General features: G+C 47.3%; 24 protein-coding genes. 5 read left to right on the plus strand and 19 right to left on the minus strand.

Going from position 1 to position 23609, the window contains the following annotated elements; translation table 11 throughout:
- Positions 1-35 precede the first annotated feature (35 nt).
- Positions 36-2078, minus strand: a complete 2043-nt coding sequence (locus ACQKPA_RS06350; RefSeq protein WP_427490460.1) for a penicillin-binding transpeptidase domain-containing protein — start codon at positions 2076-2078, stop codon at positions 36-38.
- A gap of 515 nt (positions 2079-2593) precedes the next feature.
- Here ACQKPA_RS06350 and ACQKPA_RS06355 point away from each other — a divergent pair.
- Entirely contained in the window at positions 2594-3958 is a 1365-nt protein-coding gene (locus ACQKPA_RS06355) for a PLP-dependent aminotransferase family protein (protein WP_427490462.1), read from the plus strand.
- 43 nt (positions 3959-4001) lie between these two features.
- Here the strand turns inward: ACQKPA_RS06355 and csaA are convergent, their stop codons facing one another.
- The 3 genes from csaA to ACQKPA_RS06370 all read right to left on the minus strand — a co-directional run bounded on the left by csaA (position 4002) and on the right by ACQKPA_RS06370 (position 6911).
- A complete protein-coding gene (gene csaA / locus ACQKPA_RS06360; RefSeq protein WP_427490464.1) occupies positions 4002-4331 on the minus strand; it encodes a chaperone CsaA in 330 nt (109 codons plus the stop codon).
- A 180-nt stretch (positions 4332-4511) separates the two neighbouring features.
- Positions 4512-5387: an arylamine N-acetyltransferase family protein gene (locus ACQKPA_RS06365; protein ID WP_427490466.1), complete on the minus strand. Its 876-nt coding sequence runs from the start codon at positions 5385-5387 to the stop codon at positions 4512-4514.
- Between the two features lie 102 nt (positions 5388-5489).
- Entirely contained in the window at positions 5490-6911 is a 1422-nt protein-coding gene (locus tag ACQKPA_RS06370) for a PLP-dependent aminotransferase family protein (RefSeq protein ID WP_427490468.1), read from the minus strand.
- 332 nt (positions 6912-7243) lie between these two features.
- On the opposite strand from ACQKPA_RS06370, the gene ACQKPA_RS06375 reads away from it, so the two are divergent.
- Together ACQKPA_RS06375 and ACQKPA_RS06380 are read left to right on the plus strand one after the other, a co-directional pair.
- Entirely contained in the window at positions 7244-7813 is a 570-nt protein-coding gene (locus tag ACQKPA_RS06375) for a thioredoxin family protein (protein WP_427490470.1), read from the plus strand.
- 251 nt (positions 7814-8064) lie between these two features.
- Positions 8065-8997, plus strand: coding sequence for an L-lactate dehydrogenase (locus tag ACQKPA_RS06380; RefSeq protein ID WP_427490472.1), 933 nt, complete (start codon positions 8065-8067; stop codon positions 8995-8997).
- Between the two features lie 87 nt (positions 8998-9084).
- On the opposite strand, the gene ACQKPA_RS06385 is transcribed toward ACQKPA_RS06380, so the two are convergent.
- Positions 9085-9672: a LysE family transporter gene (locus tag ACQKPA_RS06385; protein WP_427490474.1), complete on the minus strand. Its 588-nt coding sequence runs from the start codon at positions 9670-9672 to the stop codon at positions 9085-9087.
- A 118-nt stretch (positions 9673-9790) separates the two neighbouring features.
- Here ACQKPA_RS06385 and ACQKPA_RS06390 point away from each other — a divergent pair, with 118 nt between their 5' ends.
- Positions 9791-10345 (plus strand): helix-turn-helix domain-containing protein, encoded by a 555-nt coding sequence (locus tag ACQKPA_RS06390; RefSeq protein ID WP_427491676.1) that lies wholly within the window; start codon positions 9791-9793, stop codon positions 10343-10345.
- A 69-nt stretch (positions 10346-10414) separates the two neighbouring features.
- Here the strand turns inward: ACQKPA_RS06390 and ACQKPA_RS06395 are convergent, their stop codons facing one another.
- The 8 genes from ACQKPA_RS06395 to ACQKPA_RS06430 all read right to left on the minus strand — a co-directional run bounded on the left by ACQKPA_RS06395 (position 10415) and on the right by ACQKPA_RS06430 (position 17987).
- Entirely contained in the window at positions 10415-11191 is a 777-nt protein-coding gene (locus tag ACQKPA_RS06395; RefSeq protein ID WP_427490476.1) for an ABC transporter permease, read from the minus strand.
- Between the two features lie 15 nt (positions 11192-11206).
- On the minus strand, positions 11207-11986 hold the full coding sequence (locus ACQKPA_RS06400; RefSeq protein ID WP_427490478.1) for an ABC transporter ATP-binding protein: 780 nt from the start codon (positions 11984-11986) through the stop codon (positions 11207-11209).
- Positions 11987-11999: 13 nt separating this feature from the next.
- A complete protein-coding gene (locus tag ACQKPA_RS06405) occupies positions 12000-12953 on the minus strand; it encodes an ABC transporter substrate-binding protein (RefSeq protein ID WP_427491678.1) in 954 nt (317 codons plus the stop codon).
- Between the two features lie 52 nt (positions 12954-13005).
- Positions 13006-14460, minus strand: a complete 1455-nt coding sequence (locus tag ACQKPA_RS06410; RefSeq protein ID WP_427490480.1) for an aryl-sulfate sulfotransferase — start codon at positions 14458-14460, stop codon at positions 13006-13008.
- Positions 14461-14488: 28 nt separating this feature from the next.
- Positions 14489-15031 (minus strand): MarR family winged helix-turn-helix transcriptional regulator, encoded by a 543-nt coding sequence (locus ACQKPA_RS06415; RefSeq protein WP_427490482.1) that lies wholly within the window; start codon positions 15029-15031, stop codon positions 14489-14491.
- Positions 15032-15319: 288 nt separating this feature from the next.
- Complete coding sequence (locus ACQKPA_RS06420; RefSeq protein ID WP_427491680.1) at positions 15320-16693, minus strand: TolB family protein; 1374 nt, start codon at positions 16691-16693, stop codon at positions 15320-15322.
- A gap of 237 nt (positions 16694-16930) precedes the next feature.
- Positions 16931-17470: a hypothetical protein gene (locus ACQKPA_RS06425; protein WP_427490484.1), complete on the minus strand. Its 540-nt coding sequence runs from the start codon at positions 17468-17470 to the stop codon at positions 16931-16933.
- 34 nt (positions 17471-17504) lie between these two features.
- Positions 17505-17987, minus strand: a complete 483-nt coding sequence (locus tag ACQKPA_RS06430; protein ID WP_427490486.1) for a GNAT family N-acetyltransferase — start codon at positions 17985-17987, stop codon at positions 17505-17507.
- Positions 17988-18119: 132 nt separating this feature from the next.
- On the opposite strand from ACQKPA_RS06430, the gene ACQKPA_RS06435 reads away from it, so the two are divergent.
- Positions 18120-19241 (plus strand): DUF4261 domain-containing protein, encoded by a 1122-nt coding sequence (locus ACQKPA_RS06435; RefSeq protein ID WP_427490488.1) that lies wholly within the window; start codon positions 18120-18122, stop codon positions 19239-19241.
- A gap of 149 nt (positions 19242-19390) precedes the next feature.
- Here ACQKPA_RS06435 and ACQKPA_RS06440 read toward each other — a convergent pair whose 3' ends face one another.
- From ACQKPA_RS06440 to ACQKPA_RS06465, 6 genes are all read right to left on the minus strand, one after another.
- The gene (locus ACQKPA_RS06440) at positions 19391-20128 is read right to left on the minus strand and encodes an ABC transporter permease (protein ID WP_427490490.1); all 738 of its coding nucleotides are present in this window, start codon (positions 20126-20128) and stop codon (positions 19391-19393) included.
- Positions 20125-20856, minus strand: coding sequence for an ABC transporter ATP-binding protein (locus ACQKPA_RS06445; RefSeq protein WP_427491682.1), 732 nt, complete (start codon positions 20854-20856; stop codon positions 20125-20127). Before ACQKPA_RS06445 ends, ACQKPA_RS06440 begins: the two co-directional genes overlap by 4 nt.
- Positions 20856-21296 carry a helix-turn-helix domain-containing protein gene (locus tag ACQKPA_RS06450; protein ID WP_427490492.1) on the minus strand — a complete coding sequence of 147 codons (441 nt, stop codon included), beginning with the start codon at positions 21294-21296 and terminating at the stop codon, positions 20856-20858. Before ACQKPA_RS06450 ends, ACQKPA_RS06445 begins: the two co-directional genes overlap by 1 nt.
- 157 nt (positions 21297-21453) lie before the next feature.
- Positions 21454-21681: a sulfurtransferase-like selenium metabolism protein YedF gene (gene yedF, locus ACQKPA_RS06455; protein ID WP_015735163.1), complete on the minus strand. Its 228-nt coding sequence runs from the start codon at positions 21679-21681 to the stop codon at positions 21454-21456.
- Complete coding sequence (gene yedE, locus ACQKPA_RS06460) at positions 21671-22879, minus strand: selenium metabolism membrane protein YedE/FdhT (RefSeq protein ID WP_427490494.1); 1209 nt, start codon at positions 22877-22879, stop codon at positions 21671-21673. Before yedE ends, yedF begins: the two co-directional genes overlap by 11 nt.
- Before the next feature lie 193 nt (positions 22880-23072).
- Positions 23073-23573 (minus strand): DinB family protein, encoded by a 501-nt coding sequence (locus ACQKPA_RS06465; RefSeq protein WP_427490496.1) that lies wholly within the window; start codon positions 23571-23573, stop codon positions 23073-23075.
- Positions 23574-23609: the final 36 nt, after the last annotated feature.

The following is a 23609-nucleotide window of genomic DNA, read 5'->3' on the forward strand; positions in this document are numbered from 1 at the left end:
AATTCGCTTAACAAGAGCTTTTCGTCAGCTTATTTTCAAGGCTGTTTTTTTTCGTAATATTTTTGCAAGATCGGCGCGACTTTGTTCACGACATACGCGCTGCCTCCTCGATCTTCAACATGCTCTATCATCATTGCAAGCAGGAGCTTGGACTCCGTGGTGTCAAACGCAACGAACCATCCGTTCTCCTGTCCTTTTTCGGCTTTGCTGATTTTCAGTTCGGCGGTTCCCGTCTTCCCTGCAAGCTCAATGCCCGAAAGATCAGCACCGTGTCCGCTGCCTTTTGGATCCTGAACCACATCGACGAGCATACGCTTGATAATCCCGGCAGTGTGAGAATCCAACACCTCTCTTGTCTTCTGAGACTTGTTCTCATGCTCTGTTGAATCCAATACAGGCTGAATCAGCTTCCCCCCATTAATGAAGGGAGTATAGGCCAACGCCAAATGTAGAGGACTCATGAGCACTTCCCCTTGACCATATCCGGAATCCGCGAGTTGAATTTCATTTTTTATCCCCTCATTAGCCAAGCTTGCTTTCGGGAAAGGGAAATGAAGCGGCAATCCCTCTTCGAACCCGAATTTTACTGCTTCCTTCAGAAAAGGATCCGCACCAATCTCCAATGCTTCCTGCGCCAGATAGATGTTATCTGAATACACAAGAGCATCTCTCAGGTTCAGGACGGGGACTTCCTTCACGCGTGTCACGTAATAATTTCCCCAGCTCGGGTCTTTGGACCAACGCAAGCCGTTGATCTCCCTGACCTTTCCAGGGGTAGTAACCCCGAGCTTCAGACCAACCGCAGCCGTGATCGGTTTAAATACCGAGCCCGGAGCGTACAGCTTCGTAAAACGATTCAATAGCGGTTTATCCGGATTGTGGTTCCACTCATCCCACTGCTCTGTTGATAATCCAACAATGAAAGCATTGGGATCATAGGACGGGCTGTTAACCAATGCCAAAATTTCTCCGGTCTTGGGGTTGATGGCCGCCGCGGTACCTGCATCCTCACGAAATGAAGCAAATATGGATTTTTGAAGTTCAGCATCAATGGTTAAATGAACATCCTGACCATCTACCGCTTCCTTCTCGGCTACGATTTCTTTGACCTTACTTGAGGAATCCACGATCGATATCCGCTTACCGTCCCGGCCACGGAGCACTTCATTATATACCTGCTCGGATCCTGATTTACCGATAAGTTCAGTTGGTCCATACTGGGCCTCGGGCGCATTGGTCAAATCCTCCTTTGTGACTTGTCGGATGTAGCCTGTTAGATGTGCTGCCGCCGCGCCGTAAGGGTAGACTCGAGCATGTTCATTCTTTTTTACAACGCCTGGAAGATCACTGTAATCCATTCTGCCCTGCTGCGCATTCAGGTTCAGGATGGGTACGAACAGATCGTCTTTCACCCACGGCGCATCAAGCTTGCGCTTCATAACCTCGATCGATATTCCCAGCCGTTCAGCTAATTCAACCAAGGTCTGTTCTCCATCGTCGCCGAGCTTACCCGGAACGATACCGATGACCTCAATCGTACCATTAATGGCCAGACCGCGACCGTTACGATCCAAAATCTCGCCCCTGCTGGATGGTAACGTCTGCACGCTCACCTTATCCAAGGCATCCATAGCCGGCAATATCAAGGAAGGATGCCACACCATTCGCCAAGACAGGCTCTTGGCCTCGGTTGGATCATCCTCTTTTAATAACTCAAACGAAGCTTCTGCCTGCACCCGACCTGCCGATGTTTCCATTTGGATTAGATAGGGATAGAACACCCGCTCATCCCTTGTTTCGCTTGCTTCCTTAGCCGTAAAGTCTGTCGTGATAGTGAGGTCTTCTGCTCCAATCCCCTCATAAATGTTCCGAAATCGTGTTATAAACTCCTCTTTTGTCATCTTCTGTCTGGACTCCAGTGACAGCACATCATACATCAATTCGTAGCTGCCCTGCTCCCACCATTCCACATACTGTTTCACAATCTCTCTCGGATTCGATTCCTTGATGCGGTCACAGCCTGTAAGCATTATCATTAAAATCAGGCACAAGAAGAGCCATGTCCATTTAAAATGCATCGATCCCACTCCTCAACCCCGTAATTAATCGTCATTACATCGTTCTCCTCACGATGAAAATGATTATGATCAGGACACAATCCATCCCAATCAACGTCAACAGCAGCTTGGCATGTTGTTTCCTTTGAATCGTAATCCCGGTTTCTATGAGTGCAACAGCAAGTAAGCTCCACAGAGAAACCTCCATAATTGGAATAAGGAGGATAACCCAGATGATTGAAGCGTTGCTTACCATCAATAATAAACATAGAATGATGGCAATCATCGGAGGGAGCAACTTCACCATTGTTGACTTCTTCGCTCGATATGCCCACATTAGAAACAATCCCATCCCTATAAACGTCAATACATATTCATTGCGGAAAAAAGAGTCCATCAAGATCCCTGCCTTCTCAATAAAAACAATATCTAACCAAAGCATGCTGTATTGTAGAGTATACTTATAGCATATTGTTGTGAGAATGCATGCTTTCCGGCTCTGTACCCGTACAGATCGATTGGAGGTATAACGAGATATGAAATACACCGACATTATTCAGTCAGTTGAACGCCAAATACTGGATGGTCTATTCAAACCCGGCAGCAAACTGCCATCCATCCGTGCTTTGACAGAATCCTATTCATGCAGTAAAAACACAGCCATACGGGCCTATGCCGAATTGGAAAAGAGACATATTATCTATGCCGTTCCCAAGAGTGGTTACTATGTCGTGGAGGGCAGAGGAAACATAACCATCGCCAACCCAGCGGACCAAGTGATCGATTTTCGATCTGCGGGACCTGACAAAACGGTCATGCCCTACCGAGACTTTCAACACTGCATGAACCAAGCGATTGAAATATATAAAGAAGAGTTATTCACCTATTCCCAAATTCCGGGATTGCAGTCACTTCGTGTTGAGTTAGCCCGGCATTTACTCGACTTGCAGGTCTTCACGGTTCCTGAACGGATCTTTGTTGTGTCCGGTTCGCAGCAAGCGCTGCATCTGCTGGTCTCCCTCCCTTTTCCTAACGGAAAAAACAATATTTGCGTGGAGCAGCCCACGCACTTTAGCATGATGGACTCCCTCAAGATTCATCAAGCTGTGACATACGGGATTGAGGTTACGAAGAACGGCATCGACTTTGGGCGGCTCGAGGACATTTTTAAAACTAGGAATATCAAGTTTTTCTATACGGTCTCAAGGTTCCATAACCCTACAGGCTACAGTTATTCCAATGTGGAGAAGAAGAGGATTGTAAAGCTTGCGCAGAAGTATGATGTCTATATCATCGAGGATGACTATATGGGAGATTTGGATCCGGATTCGAAACATGATCCGATGTTTGCCTTCGATCCCTCTGGCAGGGTTATCTACACGAAGAGCTTTTCCAAAGTCATGCTCCCCGGTCTCAGGCTGGGCTTGGCCGTGATCCCCGAAGAGATGAGTGAAATATTCCAGCGGGCGAAGCACGCGGCGGACATACACAGTCCCGTGCTCATGCAAGGCGCGCTCGAAATTTATCTGAAGAACGGGATGTTCCGAGCACATATTCAGAGGTTGAGGCAGACCTATAGTAAAAAAGGGGCTCTGCTCCAGCAGGCTTACCAAACTCACCTGCCGCCCTTCTTATCCTTTACGGGTTCTCAATCCGGATTTTATTCCACGATCCAGCTGCCAGAACCATTAAAAGCATATCAATTGGTTAACTATCTGGAGAATGAGAACGTATATGCTCAGGATGCCAGCAGCATGTTCTTGCCTGAGTTTAAGAACGAATCCATGATCCGGCTGAGCGTATCTCAGGTGAAGGAGGAACTTATCGAAATCGGTGTTCAGAGAATCGCGGAAGGAGCCGCGGAATTGTTGAGAAGACGCAGCGTAGTGAGGTTCATCTAGTCGGTCCAAGCCGCAAGCGACCGGACCGGCAGATGAAACAGGTTTAAGCGATGGGAGTTCCATTCGGCAGTTTGACATCCGGCTTCAGAAGCACGACGTCTCCCTGCTCCGGTACCCCGCCGAGGACGAGCACTTCGGATTGATAGCCAGCTATGCGTCTCGGCGGAAAATTGACGATAGCTATGACTTGATTACCTATGATGGTGTCCGCATCATATCGATTCGTAATCTGGGCGCTGGTGCGCTTGATCCCGAGCGGGCCGAAATCAATCTTCATTTTGATGGCGGGAACGCGTGCTTCCGGGAAAGGCTCTGCCTCCACGATCGTCCCGATCCGAATATCCAGCTTGGTAAAATCATCGATGGTTGCCATGACTATAGATCTCCTTACAGCTAGTTTATAAAGCAACAAGACGATGCTTCACAACACGAATTTTATGTACCATCTTATCATCTGCGTTTCTGGGTATTCAAGTGACAGATTGGTTTAGCGTGTTCTATGCCGCTGAGGATCAGCTTGAGTACTGAAATAATGTGAATCATTCGACGCATTCTATACTCGCTCATTCTCCATAAGCTTCTTCCAATTCTGATGCTGCCTATATACCTTATCCCATATCAGGTCCCGTTCGATTATAGAATAGTTGACGAGCGGCTCATTAAATATGTTCGCCAGGATCTCAAACCATTCCGACTTCGATGAAATCTCTATCTTATCAAGGGTATTGCCGCTCCACTTTCTCCATATGCAGCCTTTGAGTTCGTTCATGCCCTGCTCGTGCCTCTGCCTGACAATAAACAGATCCATCCATGGGGATTCCGGTGATCGGCTATAGAATGTATGGTTTGATTTAAATAGTTCCAAGCTGTTCACAACATCAGGGGCATAATCTACGCCTACATATGAATAATTGGGGTCATGGATCAGTCTCCATCCACGATCCGTTATGCGAGACGGCTCAAGCGTATACTGAAAAGGTCCCTGTATGTATTCTCCGAATTTCAAAGGGATCGGTTCCCATGGCATATCGCCAAGACCGACATCCACGAGCCACCGCTCTTCTTCCCCAAGTTGTTCTTTCAATAGACTTACCGTTATCCCGAGATGGAAGCCGTTAATCCGTGGTTCTTGCCCTAATGGCTGTACTCCTGCCCGATGCCAATATACCTTATAACCTAAGGCTCGAAGAAGTGCCGTAAAGGCTCCATTCAGATGAAAACAATAACCGCTTCGATGATGGATCATAAGTTGTACCGATTCCTGTATATCGATGGATGTCGGTTTCCCAGCAAAAATATCCAAGGTCTGCCAAGGTATTCGTGCCACGTGGGCTTTATGCAGCTCGAACAAATATTCCTTCGTCGGAGACTGAATATCACAGATGCCTAAACGGTTTAAATATGCCCTTACCTCACTTTGGGTGATCATAGCATGCACTCCTACTTTTTTGCTTATCATAAACAAGAAACTGACCCTTATGAAATGGTCAGTTTCATCGTTTTATAAAAGACAGGTATAAACAAGCCGTGTTCAATCCATGTTCCAGGCCTTTTGCAGAAGCCGTATCCCCTTTTCCATGTCAGCTGCGTTCAAGCTTGCAAATCCCATATATAACCTCGGGAACTGGTTCGAAACTTGCTGGTGGTTCATCCACATTTTTCGCAGGTCGTATACGATAACCCCGAGGTTCGCTGCCTTCTCAATCAATTCCTCCGAGGAGACTTCTTTTTTGACGATCAGCTGAATGTGGAGCCCTGAATTCTGACCCGTAATTTCAACAAACCTGCCAAGGTAAGCCTCGATCAACTCAATCAACTGATGATGTCTCTTCCTGTAAAGATTACGCACTTTACGAATATGACGGTACCAATGCCCCTGTTTAAAAAACGCGGTCATTGCCCACTGTTCCACGCGTGAAGGGGCAAAGAATACTTCCCGACGCATGTGGGATATTTGATTCAGCAGCGCCGGTGGCAAAACGAGATAGTTCATACGCAATGTCGGAGTCAACACTTTCGAGAACGTGCCGGCGTATATGACCCGCCCATTATGATCCAATCCTTGCAGGGAAGGAATCGGTTTTCCCTGGTAACGAAACTCGCCGTCATAATCATCCTCGATAATGTATGCGTTTCTGGCATTGGCCCACTCCAGTAATCGTTCCCGCTCCGGATAAGGCATGATGCTTCCCGTCGGGAACTGGTGAGATGGTGTTACATATACGAGCTGTGCGTGGCTGCTCTCCAGCTGGTCAAGCGAAATTCCCTTATCACTAAGCGTAATCGGAAGTAAATCACAGCCATTCAAGTGAAATTGATCTCGTACCAAGCTGTAACCCGGCTCCTCAACCGCAATATGCTTAAGTCCTGGCAGTACTCTGGAAAGCAGCCCCATGCTATAGGCTGTGCCGGCTCCGATCACAATTTGATCAGGTGTTGAAATAACCCCTCTGGAATTTCGCAAGTATTCGGAAACCACGGTGCGAAGCCCGTATTCGCCCTGCGGATCCCCATACATTCCCATTTCATTCACATGCTGTTCCAGCGCTTCCTTCAGCATTTTATTCCAGGTTCGTACCGGAAAAGACGCTGGATCTAATCGAGTGGGATTAAAGTCAATAACACCTTGATTCGAGTGCCCGTAGGAATGCATAACTGACATCGTTGTTATAGAGGGGGGCTGCTGTTGATGATGGCGAGATAGTTCCTTGTATGGATTTATGACATATAGCCCCGACCTCGGTTTGCTGATCACATACCCTTCAGACGTTAACATTTGATAAGCCGTCTCGATCGGCGTTTTGCTTATATTGAGCTGATGCTGGAGGGCACGAACGGAAGGCAATCGTTGTCCGTCGGGAATGGCCCCATTACGGATACCCTCACGAATTTGCAGATATAACTGCTGGTATAATGGGAACTCGCTTTGCTCGGGTAGAAGAATATCAAACAAGTGGGACCACCTCAGGCATTATATTAATAAAATTCACTGTCGTTATGGTAGGTATGTTTAATGAATTATACATGAAACTCAGCCCATGTTGCGCATCCTAATTCACGAATCGCTTCATTCGGTAACACAACACTCAGTACATCTGACTTTTATAAACAGATAAAAACTGACCATTTCTGTATGGTCAGTTTTGTCTTAAGCTAACGTTAACTTGAATGTATTTCAATATGAATCTATTACGTTATGAAAGGACGTATGATCCTATGTCTCATCCCCTCTATCTCCAACATAAAATCGGCCAGGGTTTAAAGCCTCTCCAATTCATGGAGAATATGAAGATTCGGGAAATGAAATTGAGCAGCATCCCCAATACGAAGGAATTATTCAGACAATTATATGATCGCTTCCAGTGGGATAACAAAGAGAATGAGCGATTCTTCACTACTGAGCGAAACCCATTCAACCATCTGCACTGCCTGATCCTCTGTACGGATTGGTGTCCGGATGTCATATGGAATGTTCCTGTCCTATTTAGAATATTGGAATACAGCCGAATCCCGTCCGACGTGCTCATCATGGAAGATCATATGGAAACAATGGACCTTTTTCTAACGGATGGCGGACGCGCACAGCCGATTGCTGTCTTTCTCCATGCAAACACAGGAGAAGTATACGGAACCTGGGGCGCACGACCGGCGTACATCCAGAACGTCATGGACGAGTTCAAAAGGAACCACACCGATAAACAAGCTGCATCCTATCAAGAACAACTGGACCAAACGTACAAGAAAATCGGCGAGCTTTACCATGACGGTAATGAATATCAGAAGGTCATGATTCAGGAAATAAGGCAATTGCTTACTTCGTTTATACCGGATAGAATTGCCGATAAAAACCTATGACCGCGTATGGCAAAAGCGTGATCCCCTCCTCTGATAAAGATGTGTGGTTTCTGGCATTGTCAAAGTTAAAAATGAACACACAGGATGAAATTGATCACAATCCCGCTGCTTAAATCTTCCTGAATATGTTATCATTACTATCGATGAAGCCTTAGGGAGTTACTGTTCCGGCTTCCTTTTATTAGGGTAATTCATCAGAAGTATACCACTCACCAAATTTCATTAACTCAGTACAAGGGAGAGAAACACTTATGACAAAAAATGAAGCTCAGCGTCCGTCCCGCGTGGTGATCATTGGTACTGGAGCTGTAGGAGCAACGACTGCGTACACTTTATTCTTACGCGAAAGAGTATCTGAACTGGTACTAATCGATGCGAACCATGACAAAGCTCTTGGTGAAGCCTTGGATATGAATCACGGCCTCCCCTTTGCCGGAGGCGTTAAGCTGTGGGCTGGAGATTACAGCGATTGCAAGGATGCAGACATCATTGTCATTGCCGCAGGCTCCAACCAAAGACCCGGCGAGACGCGAATAGACTTATTGAAGCGAAATACGGCGATATTTGACGATATTATCCAAAACATCGTGAAATACAATGACCACGGCATCATTCTTGTGGCTACGAATCCGGTGGATATTCTGTCTTACGTCACGTTGAAGAAGAGCGGCTTCCCGGTCAATCGCGTGATCGGTTCCGGTACCTTGCTGGATAGCGCCCGTTTCCGTTATTTGATTGGTCAAAACAAAGGCATTAATCCGCGCAGTATTCACGCCCATATCGTCGGGGAACACGGTGATTCCGAATTGCCGCTTTGGAGCATTGCCAACATCGCGGGGATCGGGATCGATCTGTCAGACAATGAAAAAGAAGATATTTTCGACCGCACCAAGAATGCGGCTTATGAAATCATTAACGCCAAGGGTTCCACTTCCTATGCAATCGCATTGGCGCTCGATCGGATCATTGTCTCCATTTTGCAAAATGAGGGCTCCGTTCTCAATGTATCCACGCTGCTCACGGACTACCACGGTGTGTCTGATGTATACTTAGGCGTACCTTGTGTGGTTGATCGTACAGGCGTTCGGGAAATTCTGAATCTCGAGTTTAATGACGAGGAACTAACCCAATTCCATGCATCTGCTAACAAACTGAAAGAGCAGATCTCCAACATTTTCGAATAAAACTGAGCAAGGCTTTCCGGATTTGTGATTCGGGGAAGCCTTGTTCTTTTGGCTGAGGAGCGATGACATGACGATGTAGCTAGCAAATCAGTTCGTGGCATAAATAGAAAATGCGCTGTAAAGCAGAAGCAGTCCCATCGATATATTAAACGGGCGCTCATATCGGGATAACAGACGCTGGAACAGCGAACCGAATAACGCCCAGGTCATGTTGGCACAAATGCCGACGATTGTGAGCAAGAACGAGTAGGATATCAACTGCGTATGGGAAGTAGAGATCGGCATGACGAAGGTCGATACAGCTGTTATCCCGTATAAAATAACCTTTGGATTCATGAACTGGAAGATGAACCCGAAATAAAAGGTATTAAATCCACGTGCCTTATCATCTGCATGAGGGGGCTTGCTCTGCATGATTTTTATGGCAAGATAGATCAGATACAAGCATCCGATGATATTCATAACAAACCTGATCTTCGGGATGAATGGATATAATACCAGATTGAAATAGCTGGACAACAGCATAATGACCAAGCATCCAGCTGCTACCCCTCCGATAAAGCGCATCGTTTTCTTAAATCCATGGCTCCGTGCATTCGTCATCGAAATGATGTTGTTGGGTCCGGGCGTAAATGAAGCGACAATCGCATAGGTCAACAGCGAAACGATGAACACGCGCTCCCTCCTTTCGCGTATGTTATAGTAGTAATAATTGTACGTCATAGCGTCCGTACGTTATGATTATACAACATGTATGTTATAACGCACAATTAAAAAAAGGCGGTGTATGATGTTGAGACCGGTTCATTTAATATTGGCGAATAATATGAAGCAGCTAAGGGAGCAAAGGAAGCTAAGCCTGGATAAAGTCGCGGAGATGACTGGCATCAGCAAAACGATGCTGGGCCAGATCGAACGAGGAGAATCGAGTCCCTCGATAACAACCGTATGGAAAATCGCGAACGGGTTAAAGCTTTCTTTTACGTCATTAATCAATGAGCCTCATTCCGATACGGTCGTGGTATCTCAAGAAGAGGTCCAAGCGCTGGTGGAGGATAACGGAAAAGTTCGGATTTATCCTTATTTCCCATATGAGGACGGACGACGCTTCGAGATGTATTCATTAGAAATGGAGCATGGCGGTTATTTAAGTGCAGAGGCTCACATTGAGGGGACGGAAGAGTTTATTACCGTTTTCGAAGGAGAACTCACCATTCGTGTCGAAAACGAGGAATATACGGTGACTCCAGGTAAATCCATTCGATTTAAGGCCGATAAACCTCATGTTTACCATAACTCGGGCGCCTCCATAAACCGGTTAAGCATGGTGATCCATTATTCCAAATAACCAGGGAATTTGAAAAAGCAGCAGCCCCATCCATAAGAGGGAACTGCTGCTTCGTATATTGCACCACGCTCAACGACGCAGTGAATTCGTACTAATCACCCCGTAACGGGACAACAACTTGCGCCCGAGCAGTCCAACGGCACGGTCCGTTATGAACCCCATCAATCCCAGACAAATCAATCCGACAAAAATCCAATCCGTGCGGAAGAACAAACGTGAATTCCAGATCAGATACCCCACGCCTTCATTGGACGCGATCATCTCTGCCCCGATAATCGCCATGAACGAGGTTCCCATGGCAAGCCGGATGCCGGTAAACATAAAAGGGACCGTTGCAGGAATGATGACATGCTGCACAATCTGCCACTCGGATGCCCCCATGCTGCGGGCAGAGCGAATCTTATCCTCTTCTACGGATAAGACACCCGTCAACGTATTTAATACCACAATGAAGAAGGTTGCGTACAGAATAAGCATAACTTTCGATGTTTCCCCGATGCCGAACCAGACCAGAAACAAGGTGATGAAGGCAATCGGCGGAATGAACCGGATGAAATTGAGGAAAGGTTCGGCGAAAGCGCGGACCGGTCCCACCTTTCCGATGATGAGTCCGGCCGGAATTGCAATCAGGCTTCCGAGGGTCCAGCCGAGCAGCACCCGGTACGAACTGATCCCGATATACTGAATCAGGGTGCCGTCCGTCAACAATTCATATCCGCCCTTGGCAGTATAGATTGGACCCGGCAGAATTTCAGGCCCATACGCAAGGGAAAGCAACTGCCAGATGCCAAGACCAGCAATCCACACCAGGATATGAAGCGACCATTTCTTAATTTTCTTGCTCATGGGTTCCCTTCCTCTCTACTCGTCAAAATGCGATTGGATTTGGTTATACAGCGCATGGAAAGCCGAATCAGATATATCTCTCGGATAGGCGAGAGGCACCTCGTAGATATCCGTTATTTTTGAGGACGGACCCGCTGACATGATCCCGATACGTCCTCCGAGTAGAAGGGCTTCCTGAATATCGTGCGTCACGAAGATGACGGTTTTATCCGTGTCCTGCCATATGCGTACCAACTCTCTTTGCATCGTCCGCCTTGTCATCGCATCCAATGCGCCGAACGGTTCATCCATGAGCAAAATCGCGGGATCATTGGATAATACCCTCGCCAGCTGTACCCGTTGTTTCATACCGCCTGACAGCTCGCGTGGATATTTGCTCTCATGCCCCGTAAGACCTACTAACGAAATAAACTGGTTGGATATGTCCTTTCGCTTTACGGCAGGTATGCGTTTCATGCGAAGTCCAAATTCCACATTTTCTCTGACGGTCAGCCATGGGAACAAGGAGGAGTCGGCTTGCTGAAATACGACGGCACGATCCTGGCCCGGACGATCCACCTCCTTCTCGCCTACTCTTACCTGACCCGATGTCTTGGATACAAAGCCGGCGATCAAACTAAGCAGCGTCGACTTACCGCACCCGCTTGGACCCAGCAGAACAAAGAACTCGCCGCCTTTTACCGCCAGATTGACGTCCTGGATAATAAAGTGCAAGTCACCTGCCGAGGTTTGCTGTACGTAACTTTTATTCAACTGTTCAATGTGGATTTCATTCTGCCTTGACGCTGCTCTCATCGTCTTCATCTCCTCACTTCAGTTCAATGACTCGATCCGGGAATGCTTCCCTCACCAAATCCAGATTCAATTTCTCGTTCAGCTCGAAATCCTTCTCAAGGATACCGTTATCCACCATATATTCCTTCTGTCCCTGTAATCCTTCGTAGGCTTTTTCCGTAAAACCAAGATTCCATGGATTCTTCGGCAGATCCTTTAGCGTCGCTTCTCTCGGCTGCTTGACTTCTTCATACATCAGGTCAGCCGTTTCCTCCGGATGCGCCTGGGCATAAGCTGACGCTTCATCCAGCGCTTTCAGGAGCGCTATGAAACCTTTCTTGTTGCTGTTGAGCAATTCATTCGAAGCGATCAATCCGGTGCCAAGCCTTACGGGTGTCTTGGACATATCCGACAATTTTTTGGCTTCGGTAAGCGCACCGAACTTCTCGTTCAGCACTGCTCCATATACCCAGGCGGCGTCAATGTCGCCTTTTTTGAGAGCCACATACGCCTCGTCGAAACCTCCCTGTCCGATCAGTTCCACATCCGAGAGCGCAACTCCGTTTTCGGCCAAATACACATCCCATAGATAGGGGATGAAAGTGCCTCTTGAGAAACTTAACCTTTTCCCCTTGAGATCCGCAGCGCTTTCAATCTCTTTACGAACGAACAGCTTCCATTCGCTCGCACTTACATCCGTTGCCGTTCCTGATGAAGCGAAGATGGAGTATTCGCCTTTGCTGACAGCGTTCAGGAGCGGGAAGTCCGCTCCGAACGCAACGTCTACCTGTTTGATGAATAAGGAGTTCACGCCTTCAGCCGGCGTAGCGAAATTTACCAATTCGGCATCAATTCCGTGTTTGTCGAAGAAACCCTTGCTTTTTGCCACACGAAACACGGTATTGGTGGAAATGTCCGCGATTTTTAGTTTGAGCCGATTCCCCTGCTGCTCACCCGAAGCATTGCCGCATCCGCTTAGCATACTCATGATAAGAATCACCGACAGAATCCGAAAACTCCATTGCTTCAAAGATTGGTTTCTACTCATCCCGATCCCTCTCTTTTTGCACGACTTCATCCGTTCTGGCCACGCAAAGCGCGCCCTCACCGTATGAGATTGTACCTTCGACTTCCACGCTCGTAACGGCACCTCTCGGCGCGGCCCCCGGCAGACGGTAATCGGCAACATCCAGCGGGGCAATCTCCGTCTCAACGGGCAATTCAAGCTGAGGTACCCATTCGTATGGAACCCGGTATGCACGATAGACCATGTTGGAGTTGCGGCTGTTTTTATACGGCGAAATATATTCCCACACCAGCTCGAATTCTCGTGTCACTTCGAATATTCGCCCGTCAGCCCCTTCGGTAATCAGGGTGTTGCCATTGGGAAGCCGCTGTGCCGAGCTGATATACGGGCTGTAAAAGCGGTAAGAGTCGAGCGGAGCCTGAAATCCGGCTTCCGTCGGCGTATATTGCCATTCAATCTCTAACGTAACGGGGTTGATTTCCAGGATGCGCGAATGGTCACGCCGGGCTATTTTCAAACCATCCATCGCTTCCGGATTCGGCTTTCCATAACCGCCCCAGCCCCCATTATCAAAGATCAAAATGTTCCCTTCGCCCGGAAGTCCCTGTGGTATGAGATGGGCATGATGCTGTCCGATAATCCATCCGATATGCTTCGTTTCCTCCGTGGAATAATCAGGGCCAAGCTTCCAGACGATGTCCCCGGTTTTTTTATCAATGATGGCAATAATATTCGTTTCTCTGGCATCCCAGATAATATTATCCGGGTGGAAGCGTTCGTCCCCCGAATCATAGAATCTGTTAGGCCCGAGCACCGATGCCGAATTAATGTGCATCCAATCGCCCGCATGAGCTCCAAAGCCGCGGGTGTTCGGATCGCGGGATAATGCGAACTTTGCATCCTCATCAAATCCCAGTTCATCAAAGTGATCGCTAACGGCCCATTCCCACACCACATTTCCTTCCCAATCCACTTCGATGATCGTATCATCCAACAGCTCAATGTCGGATATCTCGGTACGTTTCACATTTTTGTGGGCCAGAATGAGCGTATTGCCCGAATCCACCTTCGGATCTTGCCCTGGAACATAATAACCAACGGGATTGCCCTCTCGCTGATAATCGTGATGCTGGCGTGCCATCCACTGCGGCGGATGCCCCGGATCCTCTATGTATTCATAACGGTCAAATTTCCAGACGATATTGCCGTCCCAGTCGACCTGCACCAGATTGGTTTCATCCTGAAACCCGTATTTCGGGTCGCGCTCTGAGGTGCTTCCCAGCACGTAACCACCCGGAAACAGCTTGTTGGGAAATCCTCGAAGCCCTTTCCACAAATGAACCTCTCTCCCATTCATGTCAATGAGGAAAGCTCCTGTATCCGCTGCTTGATATATCGTGTAACCGCTCCAAGTCTTCTCCGGATTATAAACCGTTGTACCTGTTGGATAAATCGTCGGATGTCCCATCGTCACAACTTCCTTTCAAATTTGATTTTCAGTAAGAAATAAAGGTATTTGAACGTTTCACGGAGCCGCGATTACCTTGAACATTCCTTTCTTTTGGCTGGGTGAATATAGCACACTGTTGAAGCGCGGAATCCGAGAAACCTTCAAGATGTTCACTCAGCTGTTTAAAATAATGAATAAGTTCCCTGAGCTCCTCGTGCGAAAATGCGCCGAAGATGAGGTCAATCATATACCCGCCAACATTTTCATTACGCTGCAGCATCTCTCTTCCTGCATCTGTAATATCTAAGGAAATCGCTCTCCGGTCCGTCTTGCTACGCCTTCTGATCGCGAACCCGGAGATCTCCAGCTTGTCACATATCGCCGTTACCGCACCGGATGTGAAGTCGAGCTGTTCCGCCAGCTCGCCAAGCCTCTGCTCACCGTCCCGGAATATCGTGTTGAGAATCAACAAACCTGGCAAGGAGATGCCTTCTACCGAAATCTTGTCACGTTCTTTGACAAACCTGCGTACCACTTTGCGAAAATGCCAATCGGCCTCCTCCAATAAGTCCCAATTCTTCTCTTCCATGTCGCTCCTTTCTCGGGTCATGAACCTCCGTTTGACAGTCCTTATCCCCCACAGCTAACTCTTGAAAATACAGAAAGACCCCTATCTACCCCTTTTGTCGTATTAACGACAAAGGAGTAAACAGGAGCCTTTGGTTGACCAATCGGCTGACCTTATCATTCAATGCTAAGATAATGAATGATCATTTAATGATGACTGAAGGGTGATACCTGTGGCTAGATTAAACCGATTAATTCCACCTGTCAAGTAGGAATTATTCGAACTGTTCATCTAGAGAACTGATTAGCATTATAAAAACGACAACCGCGCACCAATTTGACGGATATGGTTGACGTCAGCGTACAAGATAAAATAATTGTAGAACGTTTCCCCAATTTGGACAGGACGCGGGTATCTTACGATCAGGGCGGATTGCTGATTCATCTCTGCTGGCTGGTCGGCTGACGGAAAAATGAAACACGCGTCTTGATTTTGCACCTTCACATTGATAATAGTTGGTGATGAGCCGTAAGGCATCAATGGATGAAAAGCTTCGGCGTGGCATACTTCGGTAATAGGGTCACTCGAGGAAATCGCGGATACCTGAAAAAAACCGTCGGCCCCTTCGTATCTTTCTTCACTTACCTGACGCCAGTTTGCAGGATATGGAAAGGATACCCGGTAAACGAGGCTGGTGAAAATGTTTTCCGGAAGCCTTCTGGCGCGAGGAGACCACTGCACGGCGGTAATACGCCCGCCGCTGACGACGTTCACCGGCATCTGATCCCTGATATCCACTATCCATAGCTGACTAGCGCTTTCAACACCTGCGCATCCCGATAAATACGCGATTTTCGCACCGTCCGGCGACCACCCGACAGGGGTGGCAAAACAGTCGGAAACCGCAATCGTCCTTTGATTCTGTCCGGTGCGGCTGTCAATCTGGATAAGCGAATAATAATATGGCTCTTCATAAGCGGTTGCGCTGTAGGCGATGTTCTGGGAATCCGGTGACCATGACGGAAAATAGTTTTTGGCGAGCGGTCCGCCTTCCAGTGTATAGACGGTTCCGGTTGCCAGATCGACGGTTGATATCAGGGAGATGCTTGCACCAGGGAATGTATAAAGTGCGAAGGCACCGTCCGGGGATATCCGAACGTTATGGAGCGGTCCATTCGTATTCCGTGTGATTTGTCTCCGATTCGCGCCATCGGTCCGCATGCGGAAGAGCTGCGTGATGCCGCCGTCATCCGGAGCCGCAAATAGAAGCTCCGTCCCCGAAGGAAACCATTTGACATCGCTAGCTCCAGGTTCTGAGATGGTATAGCTCCGATGTGTTAACGTATCATAAACGACGATTCGGCCGTTTTTAACATACACCAGAGACCGGTTGTCAGGAGACCAGTCCAACAGCGTGTAAGGTTCGATCTGGTCGATCCTGGCTACAGTAAGCGCGGCGGTATCCAGCAAGTGGACCACATTTCCAATTCCGATAAATGCAATTCTCCTGCTGTCGGGCGACCAATAGGGAACGGAGAATTCTGCGCCAAGTCCCCGGGTAAGTTGAACATGAAGTCTATCCTGCGGTCGGTACAGCCAAATGTCGAACGATCCGGCACGATTCGATGTATAGGCGATCCACCCTTGATCTGGATCATGAGAAACTGCTTGCAAGGCCAACATCCTCTCTTGAATCATCTGATACTTCATATATATTCAGTGGAGGATGGTTAGGCGACCGTCCCGATCGGATTTATAATGAGCTTCTTCATCTTTATCTGATTTATCATCGTGAAATTTATCGATGAGGGATTCCGGCTCCTGGGTATTTCAGCGGGATTCTCGGTAATCCTGCGAATTGAATGGATCATGATCTGGAATGGCTCATCATGCGTATGCGTCATATTTTCGAACGAGCTGTTATTTCGATATCAAGGTGCCGCAATAAAAAGCCCCCAGAGCTATAGCTGAGCCAAGTAAGGTATAGTTCCAGGCATAATGGCCACAGTACATCGGCAGTTCTTCACAAAGTACACCGAATCCGGACCGAGGAAAGTTACGTCCATACCACGGGTATCCTGTGCCTAGCAGCGTTCCTAAATAGACGAAGCCCCCCTTCTCAATGAGTAGACATTGCCCTACTACATGCAGCGTGAGTATCCATGGCCTATGTCGAATAAATTTGTAAAGTATGGCCCCCATAGGCAGATAAGGCAACACTGAGAAAAGAATCCCATAATAAATCCAGGAGTACTCCCTCGACCGGTCCGCCGGTTCTGCAAAGAACAAACCATAGCTTGTTGCCGTGACAATAAACGTGATCAGATAGAAACCAATGAACAAAAACGCGGACAAGAAAACGACGTTTAACCATGGATAACGATTCTCCATAAAATCAAAATCACCCCAGATTACGATTGGTGTATTCCGTACTAAGATTCCCAATCCGGTGACGTTCAAGAAGTTCTATCCTAGAGATTATGGGATCAATCCTTTAGGCATTAAATTCAATTGCAGGGTTACCTGAAAACGTTGTTTCGGAATATTCGCCGTTCGTGTATTCTGAGATGATTTTTGTCCAAAATGCTTGGGCTGACAGGTTTTTTTCCAACCAGGCAATACTCCAGCTGCCCTTAAACGTTTCGAATACTTTAAAGGCTGCTTTCTTACCAATTGCCTGCTTTCGGTATTTTTTTAAGATGAAAAATTCCGCCATGGAGTACTTTCGCATGGAATCCCTTGCTGTTTTTATTTCTCTCACCAATACAAATCCGGCCAGCTTCCCTGATTGTATAACAAAGTAAGGATAACGCCCCTCTTCCGTCCAATAATGGTCTAAATACTTATAATCGTACAGGCCATATTCATTAACGTCATTCTCACTCTCAGCTTCATAATGACTCATATCGTATTGATAGAGTTCCATGAGGTTACGTAATACTGTTTTCTGTTCATATGAAACCTTTAAAAGTTCCACCTGCCCACCTCCTTGATCTCTGTATGGATGTAAAAATATATTCAACATGGTGTGTATGGTATTGCTCAACTCCGTGGCAATTGGTAGAATATAACAGTTATATTATCGCACATATATAAGGAGAGGAACACAATGAAAGTTCAACAACAAGCAGCTATGGATTCCATGATCGAATGGCTGGCAAATGAACGAGAGCTCGGTCATAAACCCAGCAAAATCGAATTAGCGGGGGAATTTGATCTTCACGACATGCATTATTATATTTTCAAATATAAGAAGACCCTGTTTGGCAAATGGCTGGTCGGCGTCTGCGGCGGTTATGAACATCCCTCAGACACCGAGCATTGCGGACATGTATTCAGTGAGATGCAGCCCTATCATTCTGCCACGGCGGAACAGGAAGCTGCAGCCATGGTTAACATGATTCGTGAGTATTGGATGAAGCAGGCGGCACTCTATGAGGCAGGGGAAGCTCCAGAGGATAACCCGATGGACTCCAATGAATCATCCGGTATATTTAACGGCTTCGTTCTGTTGAACTCATCGGAATGCGACCTGGAGCAGATCAAAGCAAATCTTCTGCACGATTGGAATATTTCCTCTTCCCCGGAGAATGGCAGCTCCGGAGAGGAGAAGGAAGGTATTCTTGTCTTTGAGGCAGACGGCTGCATGGTCGCGGTCAGCTTCGTTGACGCTCCGGTACCGGATGGCGAAGCTGAGCATTACGCGCAAGGAAATTACCTGTGGCCAGAGGCTGTAGAGGTAACCAAAACCCATGTCAGTCAGCTTATTCTGGCTGTGTTTTCGCGTGCTGCCTCCCCGCTTGATAGCGGCAGGATATACACCAAGCTGGCGGCGAGCTGTTTGAAATTGCCTAATGCCGTCGGTCTCTATTCATCCGGCACGGTATTTCAGCCCGAGCTCTTTGTGGAAATGGCTGAAACCATGAAATCCGACGATCTGTTTCCGCTGTTAAATCTGGTGTACATCGGGCTCGTTCGTACGGAATCCGGAGTCAACGGATATACCTATGGACTCAGAGCCTTTGGTAAAGATGAGATCGAGGTGCTGGACAGCCAGGTGACACCTGCCGAGCTTCGTGAATTCCTTATGGATATTTCTTTATATATCGTTAAACAGAACGTTACACTAAGGGACGGAGAAACCATCGGCTTTTCGGCGGAACAGAAGCTGCCGATTATGCGTTCCGAAGGGGTTTATCTTGATGGTGATACACTTAAAATCAAGTACTGATTCCATGCGAACTTCCCCAATAAAAAGGCTGTCCAAGTCATTCGAAATAACTTGGACAGCCTTTCAAACTCTACAGCCCGTAAGCTTACCGAGTGATCCATTAATTGTTCTCGTTGTATCTAGGGTCGTCCTCTCTTTGAGTCCATCCTCTAATCGTTGTCACCACTCATTTTCTTCCTAAACGCGAAAATGGCTGCGACCATGATAACCGCTGAATATCCAATCACCCACCACAGATGAGGTAAGATCGAAGCATATTCACCTGAAATAGCGGCTCTTCCCGCGTCAACCGCATGGGCGAAGGGCAGAACATACGCAATCTCTTTAAACCAACCGCCGACAAGATTCAGATCAAACCAAGTGCCGCTAAGCCATGCACTCAGATTCGTCAATAACGCTCCACATATACCGCCTACCTGCTTATCATTAAATATACTGCCTGCCAGCAACCCGATTCCTATAAATAATACTGCTGTTGGAAGGAGCACAATAACGGAGAGCAAAACATTCAAAGTTACTTGCAGGCCCAAGAAAGATGCCGCAACAAAGGTTATGGCAACTTGGAGAATCGCCATTGGAATTAATGGTAATGTGTATCCCAAGATATAATCCGGTGCTGTTAGCGGACCCGTATACAATCTCATCAAAAATGAGGAACTTCTATCTTTGGCTATGAGCATCCCAGAGAAAAGTGAAATGAAGGAGAAACCGAACACAGCAACGCCCGGAACAAGATGATCAATGACAAATAGTTCAATTTCAATATTCTGTTGAAGGGCTGAGAGCAGCAACAGAATAACCAATGGGAAGCCGATGCCAAATGCCAAATTCAGTGGATCTCTAACCATTTCTTTGCGGTTTCGTGTGGCAAATGCTGCTGATCTCATCCCGTTGCCTCCTCTAATGCAGCTAATGATACAAATGCATCTTCAAGTGTTAGTGTGTTTGTCTTTGCTGTTAATTCTGCAGCAGTTCCAACTGCTTTTAATCTCCCTTTCACCATAATCCCGATTCGATCCGAAAGCGCTTCTGCTTCCTCCATATGGTGAGTTGTGAGAATGATGGTGATTTTTCCCTTCAGTTTTTTAACAGCCGTCCAAAGCTGCCGTCTTGCGATGACATCCAGTCCGAGTGTGGGTTCGTCTAGGAAAAGGATCGAAGGGTTGGAAATCAGGGCCATGGCAATACTAAGTCGTCTTTGCATTCCTCCTGATAATGTTTTGGCTTTATCTTGAGCCACCTCGCGAAGACTAAAAGTATCCAACATTTCTTCCACCTTAACGGCTATAGATGGACGTTCAAATCCGTAAACTTTTGCAATAAACTCAAGATTCTCTTTCACAGACAAATTCCGAGCAACAGCCGTTTCCTGTGGGGATACATTAATCTTTTCTTTTACTGCATACGGATTGGCGACGATACTGTCTCCTAATAAAGCGGCGTCGCCGCTACTCGGCTTACTGAGGCAGGTTAGCATCTTGATCGTCGTCGTCTTTCCTGCACCATTCACGCCAAGCAGTGCAAACAGCTCGCCTTGCTCGATCTTAAGGTTAAGAGAATCAACGGCGGTTTTGGTCTTGTATCTTTTTGTTAAATTCTTCGTTTGAATGGCAATCACTCATCTTCCTCCTCGTATGTCTGCGCATGTAATATATCCTCTGCAAACTGCAGCAAGCCTTCGCTTTTCATAATGGCAATTCCCTTCTGCGCCTCATCACCCAGAACCAGCAGGCTATCACCAGGGCGTATATCGAATATGTCCCTGGCCTTTTTGGGAATTGCGATCTGTCCACGTTCCCCGACCCGGACCATTCCAAAAATATGTTTTCCCTTCGGCCGCAGGCCGATTTCTGAATGCTTATCGGAATAATGGACCAGATCATCCAATACCACGCCATACAAATCCGCAAGAGCTGTACAATGCTGAATATCCGGTACAGTCTCTCCACTTTCCCACTTCGCAACGGCTTGTCTTGAAACGCCGATCTTTTCGGCAACTTCTTCTTGGGTGAATCGGTGTTTTTTTCGCAATTTCTTCAAATTCATATTAATCATATGGATCACATCCTTTGTTCTCATTATAAAGTCATTTTCCGAGTTAACCAGTAATCAAGGATAACATTTCATGTTGCTTTCAGTTGCCGCAGAACAGTCTCACATAAAAAAAGCCTCCTCTAAGAGGGAGGCTTATTAAGCAATTATGATAATAGTATTACGCCTGGATAAACAGGCTGAATTCCTGGCCGTTTTTGACCGGCTCCTGTGCCATGGTGTAGCCGTGTTTAACGACTTCCTCCGGCACGTTCCGAAAAGCGGACGGACAGTCCGAAATGACCTGAAGCGTCTGCCCTTTTTTCATATCACGGAGTGTTTCGAGTGTGTAGATGACCGGATAAGGACAAGATTCCCCTCGGAGATCCAGTGTGAAATCAACGGACATGGGTTGCATCCCCTTTCTTGAATCCTACGCCGAAGCGGTAGTTTTTTTGCCAGTATGCGGCGACAGCGAATCCGCCCCCGAGTACAAGCAGCGTAACCATCAGTGCAGCCGCCGGACCCATGACGGTGATCAGGTTGATAGGCGAGCCGCTCTTCACGAGAAGGTTAAATACCCCCATATGATCCCATGCATATGCCAATGCAGTTGCACCTATTATATTGCCGATAAACACGGGTAAAAAGACAACTTGTCCCTCCATCAGCCGGTACATCATACCAGTTTCGCAACCGCCGGCCATAACAATACCCAAGCCGAAGAGCAATCCGCCAATAAAGGTGCTTGGGGCGGCAATTTTTGTAATCGGGTCCAGACCGTATACAAGAATAACGATAAGTATAGCGACAGAGCTGACCGCCATACCGACGGCAATCGCTTTTGACATCGTAGCCCGGCCGCTGATCCACAGATCGCGGAAAGCGGAAGTAAAGCAGATCTGCCCCCGTTCGATCAGAATACCGAATGCCGCTCCGAAAAGGGCGGCTGTCCCCAACATCGTGCGGCCTGTTGCGTAGAAGTATACGATCAGTCCGATGTACGCAAGACCCAGCACACCTCCCAATAGGGGTTGCCGGTTCTTACCCGGTTTAACGGAAGGCACGGTACCGCCCATTTTCAGAACGGGCTTCCCTTTCCACCATCTTGTGTTAACCAGCCGAGCACCCAAGAATGTGCCCGCGCCGGTAGCAACGATAAAGATCCAGGAATGAAGGGAGAATTGAGGCACGCCGGTAAAAAAGGCTGCGAGATTGCAGCCCAGAGCCAGCCGGGCTCCGAAGCCCGCGATGATTCCGCCGGCAAATCCCTGAACGTACCGCCGTTTCTGTCTCGGCATTCGGATCTTGAAATTGCTGCTCAGCAGAATCGTAATGAGGGCTCCGATAAACATGCCCCATACGATCCAGCCGTCGGTCCGCGTCCATGTCGTTCCGTTCATATGGACGAGGTCGAAATACGCCCAATCCGATACATCCACTCCGATGAATTCCAGAATATGTCCCCCGAGACGGGTAAACTCACCGGTTACTGCCCACACCGTATGGGTGATTCCGAAGTAGACCGCGCTGAGAATACCGGCCAGAACCATAACCAGATACGGGCTCCAATAACTTCCGAACCATGTTGAATATAACTTTTTCACTTGCTCAATAACTCCTCTTCCGCTAAAGTCACGACACTAACCTATGATAAAACCCACAAATTCCATTTTACTATAAAAACTGCAATGCGGGGATGATATTTGTTCATGAACTAATATCGTTAAAGCAAAAAAGCCGCGATTGTTCGCGACTTCATATGCGTATATGTTCTTGTTCTCCGAGCTATATTCATGTTTAAAGTGGCGGGTTGGCTACTCCCATTTGTATCCAGCCTTCTTTTGAAGGTCCATATACCGCGGGAATATTCAATCCCGCCTGTCGCATAAGAACGGTAACCTGTCCTCTATGATGAGCAATGTGTTTGATCAATCCCATAAAGATGGTAGCATTCGATTCCTCACGTCCAAAAGCATTTTGAATTTGTTTTAAAGTTTCATCCGTCCATTGTGCTTCAAGAGCTGTTACTACTTCAGAACTTATTTTTCTAAAGGTCTCGGCGATTTGGTTCGCGGAGGGTACTTTATCAGAATTTTGTACCTGATCGAGAACAAGCCCGAATTCAGTCAAGTATTCAGGGGCATTTGTTACGAAATGCCAAGCAATTCTCCCCAGCGTCCTGCCTTCAGGATATACTTGCTGTTGTAAGGATTCATCCGTCAAACTGTCTAACACCTTTTGCGTTAATTCTGCTTCTTTCTGCCATTCTGTAATAAAATCTGAAACGGTTGTATACATGATTGGTTCATCCCTTCCTAAGAAACTCAGTTCAAT

Origin of the sequence: Paenibacillus sp. NPDC093718 (assembly GCF_050279985.1) — a bacterium.
Taxonomy (GTDB): Bacteria; Bacillota; Bacilli; order Paenibacillales; family Paenibacillaceae; genus Paenibacillus_AQ.

Coding starts and splice junctions, on each gene's coding strand:
- ACQKPA_RS06350 (WP_427490460.1), bottom strand. CDS start 2,078: ATGCATTTTAAATGGACATGGCTCTTCTTGTGCCTGATTTTAATGATA.
- ACQKPA_RS06355 (WP_427490462.1), top strand. CDS start 2,594: ATGAAATACACCGACATTATTCAGTCAGTTGAACGCCAAATACTGGAT.
- csaA (WP_427490464.1), bottom strand. CDS start 4,331: ATGGCAACCATCGATGATTTTACCAAGCTGGATATTCGGATCGGGACG.
- ACQKPA_RS06365 (WP_427490466.1), bottom strand. CDS start 5,387: ATGATCACCCAAAGTGAGGTAAGGGCATATTTAAACCGTTTAGGCATC.
- ACQKPA_RS06375 (WP_427490470.1), top strand. CDS start 7,244: ATGAAGATTCGGGAAATGAAATTGAGCAGCATCCCCAATACGAAGGAA.
- ACQKPA_RS06380 (WP_427490472.1), top strand. CDS start 8,065: ATGACAAAAAATGAAGCTCAGCGTCCGTCCCGCGTGGTGATCATTGGT.
- ACQKPA_RS06395 (WP_427490476.1), bottom strand. CDS start 11,191: ATGAGCAAGAAAATTAAGAAATGGTCGCTTCATATCCTGGTGTGGATT.
- ACQKPA_RS06400 (WP_427490478.1), bottom strand. CDS start 11,986: ATGAGAGCAGCGTCAAGGCAGAATGAAATCCACATTGAACAGTTGAAT.
- ACQKPA_RS06405 (WP_427491678.1), bottom strand. CDS start 12,953: ATGAGTATGCTAAGCGGATGCGGCAATGCTTCGGGTGAGCAGCAGGGG.
- ACQKPA_RS06410 (WP_427490480.1), bottom strand. CDS start 14,460: ATGGGACATCCGACGATTTATCCAACAGGTACAACGGTTTATAATCCG.
- ACQKPA_RS06415 (WP_427490482.1), bottom strand. CDS start 15,031: ATGGAAGAGAAGAATTGGGACTTATTGGAGGAGGCCGATTGGCATTTT.
- ACQKPA_RS06420 (WP_427491680.1), bottom strand. CDS start 16,693: ATGTTGGCCTTGCAAGCAGTTTCTCATGATCCAGATCAAGGGTGGATC.
- ACQKPA_RS06435 (WP_427490488.1), top strand. CDS start 18,120: ATGAAAGTTCAACAACAAGCAGCTATGGATTCCATGATCGAATGGCTG.
- ACQKPA_RS06440 (WP_427490490.1), bottom strand. CDS start 20,128: ATGAGATCAGCAGCATTTGCCACACGAAACCGCAAAGAAATGGTTAGA.
- ACQKPA_RS06450 (WP_427490492.1), bottom strand. CDS start 21,296: ATGATTAATATGAATTTGAAGAAATTGCGAAAAAAACACCGATTCACC.
- yedF (WP_015735163.1), bottom strand. CDS start 21,681: ATGTCCGTTGATTTCACACTGGATCTCCGAGGGGAATCTTGTCCTTAT.
- ACQKPA_RS06465 (WP_427490496.1), bottom strand. CDS start 23,573: ATGTATACAACCGTTTCAGATTTTATTACAGAATGGCAGAAAGAAGCA.